Source organism: Flavobacterium xanthum (genome assembly GCF_900142695.1).
In the GTDB taxonomy this organism is placed as follows: Bacteria; Bacteroidota; Bacteroidia; order Flavobacteriales; family Flavobacteriaceae; genus Flavobacterium; species Flavobacterium xanthum.
In genome coordinates, this window is record NZ_FRBU01000079.1 from 1 (window position 1) to 4,538 (window position 4,538).

Sequence of the window (4,538 nt, forward strand, 5' to 3'; positions counted from 1 at the left end):
TCAGCCGTAGTTGGCAGACCCAGAGTTACATTATCTTTATCCGTTGAACAAGAAGCGGCATCTACATTTACGGTTACCGGAGCTGCACAAGTAATGGTTGGATTGATATTGTCAACCACCGTTACGATTTGAGTACAAGTAGCAATATTTCCAGCATTGTCCGTTACGGTCCAAGTTACGGTTGTGTTTCCGATAGGGAAAACACTAGGCGCATCATTAGTTACGGATTTCACACCACAATTATCAGCCGTAGTTGGCAGACCCAGAGTTACATTAGCTTTATCCGTTGTACAAGAAGCGGCATCTACATTTACGGTTACCGGAGCTGCACAAGTAATGGTTGGTAGAATAGAATCGACCACCGTTACGATTTGTGTACAAGTAGCCGTATTTCCAGCATTGTCAGTTACGGTCCAAGTTACGGTTGTATTTCCGATAGGGAAAACACTAGGGGCATCATTGGTTACGGATTTCACACCACAATTATCAGCCGTAGTTGGCAGACCCAGAGTTACATTAGTTTTATCCGTTGTACAAGATGCGGCATCTACATTTACGGTTACCGGAGCTGCACAAGTAATGGTTGGATTGATATTGTCAACCACCGTTACGATTTGAGTACAAGTAGCAATATTTCCAGCATTGTCCGTTACAGTCCAAGTTACGGTTGTATTTCCGATAGGGAAAACACTAGGGGCATCGTTAGTTACCGATTTCACGCCACAGTTGTCAGCAGTTGTAGGTAATCCAAGAGTAACATTAGTTTTATCCGTTGTACAAGAAGCGGCATCTACATTTACGGTTACCGGAGCTGCACAAGTAATGGTTGGTAGAATAGAATCGACCACCGTTACAATTTGAGTACAAATAGCAATATTTCCAGCATTGTCCGTTACGGTCCAAGTTACGGTTGTATTTCCGATAGGGAAAACACTAGGGGCATCGTTAGTTACGGATTTCACACCACAATTATCAGCCGTAGTTGGCAGACCCAGAGTTACATTAGTTTTATCCGTTGTACAAGAAGCGGCATCTACATTTACGGTTACCGGAGCTGCACAAGTAATGGTTGGTAGAATAGAATCGACCACCGTTACGATTTGTGTACAAGTAGCCGTATTTCCAGCATTGTCAGTTACGGTCCAAGTTACCGTTGTGTTTCCGATAGGGAATACACTAGGGGCATCATTAGTTACGGATTTCACACCACAATTATCAGCCGTAGTTGGCAGACCCAGAGTTACATTAGTTTTATCCGTTGTACAAGATGCGGCATCTACATTTACGGTTACCGGAGCTGCACAAGTAATGGTTGGATTGATATTGTCAACCACCGTTACGATTTGAGTACAAGTAGCAATATTTCCAGCATTGTCCGTTACAGTCCAAGTTACGGTTGTATTTCCGATAGGGAAAACACTAGGGGCATCGTTAGTTACCGATTTCACGCCACAGTTGTCAGCAGTTGTAGGTAATCCAAGAGTAACATTAGTTTTATCCGTTGTACAAGAAGCGGCATCTACATTCACTGTTATAGGAGCAGCACAAGTAATGGTTGGATTGATATTATCAACTACAGTTACGATTTGTGTACAAGTAGCAATATTTCCAGCATTGTCCGTTACAGTCCAAGTTACCGTTGTGTTTCCGATTGGGAAAACACTAGGGGCATCATTGGTTACCGATTTCACGCCACAGTTGTCAGCAGTTGTAGGTAATCCAAGTGTTACATTAGCTTTATCCGTTGTACAAGAAGCGGCATCCACATTCACTGTTACAGGAGCAGCACAAGTAATGGTTGGCAGAATAGAATCGACCACCGTTACGATTTGAGTACAAGTAGTAATATTTCCAGCATTGTCCGTTACGGTCCAAGTAACCGTTGTGTTTCCGATTGGGAAAACACTAGGGGCATCATTAGTTACCGATTTCACGCCACAGTTGTCAGCAGTTGTAGGTAATCCAAGAGTAACATTAGCTTTATCCGTTGTACAAGAAGCAGCATCTACATTTACGGTTACCGGAGCTGCACAAGTAATGGTTGGATTGATATTGTCGACCACCGTTACGATTTGAGTACAAGTAGCAATATTTCCAGCCTTGTCCGTTACGGTCCAAGTTACCGTTGTGTTTCCGATAGGGAATACACTAGGCGCATCATTAGTTACCGATTTCACGCCACAATTATCAGCAGTTGTAGGTAATCCAAGAGTTACATTAGCTTTATCCGTTGTACAAGAAGCGGCATCTACATTCACGGTTATCGAAGCTGCACAAGTAATAGTTGGCAGAATAGAATCGACCACCGTTACGATTTGAGTACAAGTAGCAATATTTCCAGCATTGTCCGTTACAGTCCAAGTTACGGTTGTATTTCCGATAGGGAAAACGCTAGGGGCATCATTGGTTACCGATTTTACACCACAGTTGTCAGCAGTTGTAGGTAATCCAAGAGTAACATTAGTTTTATCCGTTGTACAAGATGCGGCATCTACATTTACGGTTACCGGAGCTGCACAAGTAATGGTTGGTAGAATAGAATCGACCACCGTTACGATTTGAGTACAAGTAGCAATATTTCCAGCATTGTCCGTTACGGTCCAAGTTACGGTTGTGTTTCCGATAGGGAATACACTAGGGGCATCATTAGTTACGGATTTCACACCACAATTATCAGCCGTAGTTGGCAGACCCAGAGTTACATTAGTTTTATCCGTTGAACAAGAAGCGGCATCCACATTCACAGTTACCGGAGCAGCACAAGTAATGGTTGGATTGATATTATCAACTACAGTTACGATTTGTGTACAAGTAGCCGTATTTCCAGCATTGTCAGTTACAGTCCAAGTTACCGTTGTGTTTCCGATAGGGAAAACACTAGGGGCATCATTAGTTACCGATTTCACGCCACAGTTGTCAGCAGTTGTAGGTAATCCAAGAGTAACATTAGCTTTATCCGTTGTACAAGAAGCGGCATCTACATTCACTGTTACCGGAGCAGCACAAGTAATGGTTGGATTGATATTGTCAACTACAGTTACAATTTGAGTACAAGTAGCAATATTTCCAGCATTGTCCGTTACAGTCCAAGTTACCGTTGTGTTTCCGATAGGGAAAATACTAGGGGCATCGTTAGTTACGGATTTCACACCACAGTTGTCAGCAGTTGTAGGTAATCCAAGAGTTACATTAGCTTTATCCGTTGTACAGGAAGCGGCATCTACATTCACAATTACTGGAGCTGCACAAGTAATGGTTGGATTGATATTGTCAACTACAGTTACGATTTGTGTACAAATAGCCGTATTTCCAGCATTGTCCGTTACGGTCCAAGTTACGGTTGTATTTCCGATAGGGAAAACACTAGGCGCATCGTTAGTTACCGATTTCACGTTACAGTTATCAGCAGTTGTAGGTAATCCAAGAGTAACATTAGCTTTATCCGTTGTACAAGAAGCGGCATCCACATTTACGGTTACCGGAGCTGCACAAGTAATGGTTGGATTGATATTATCAACTACAGTTACGATTTGTGTACAAGTAGCCGTATTTCCAGCATTGTCCGTTACGGTCCAAGTTACCGTTGTGTTTCCGATAGGGAATACACTAGGGGCATCATTAGTTACGGATTTCACACCACAATTATCAGCCGTAGTTGGCAGACCCAGAGTTACATTAGTTTTATCCGTTGTACAAGAAGCGGCATCTACATTCACTGTTATAGGAGCAGCACAAGTAATGGTTGGATTGATATTATCAACTACAGTTACGATTTGTGTACAAGTAGCCGTATTTCCAGCATTGTCAGTTACGGTCCAAGTTACGGTTGTATTTCCGATAGGGAAAACACTAGGGGCATCGTTAGTTACCGATTTCACACCACAGTTGTCAGCAGTTGTAGGTAATCCAAGAGTAACATTAGCTTTATCCGTTGTACAAGAAGCGGCATCCACATTCACAGTTACCGGAGCTGCACAAGTAATTGTTGGATTGATATTGTCTTTTACAATAACATTTTGAGTAGCTGTGACATTATTTCCTTTTTCGTCATTGAAAGTCCAATTAATAACGTAAACTCCTTGAGTTGTATATAATAATGGGTCTGTCGTTGTACCTACAATTGTACCTGCACATGCATCTGTAGTAGTAGGTGGTGTTACAGTAGCAGAACATTGACCAATTACATCAGCAAGAATTGGTTTTATTGGTTTTGTATTATCAATGATTACATTTTGATTTGATGTTATAATATTACCATTGCCATCATCAAAGGTCCAAACCACTACAGTAGTTCCTTGAGTTGTAATTGGGAACACTGTAGATGTAGTACCTGTTACGTTACCAGCACATTCATCTATAGCTTTTGGTGGAATTGCAGTTGCTGAACATTGTCCAGATACATCAGCAAGAATTGGTTTTATTGGTTTAGTAGTATCTTTTACAATTACTTTTTGAGTAGCAGTCGTTGTATTTCCATTTCCATCATTAAAAGTCCAAGTGATGGTGTAGGTTCCTTGAGTGGTATAAGTTAAAGGATC

Annotated in this window: 1 protein-coding gene; it reads right to left on the reverse strand. The window is 41.7% G+C overall.

The window, feature by feature from the left end; genetic code table 11:
• Positions 1-4,538, reverse strand: a 4,538-nt coding sequence (locus tag BUC11_RS16305; RefSeq protein WP_139259554.1) for a beta strand repeat-containing protein, incomplete at both ends; no start/stop codon positions are given.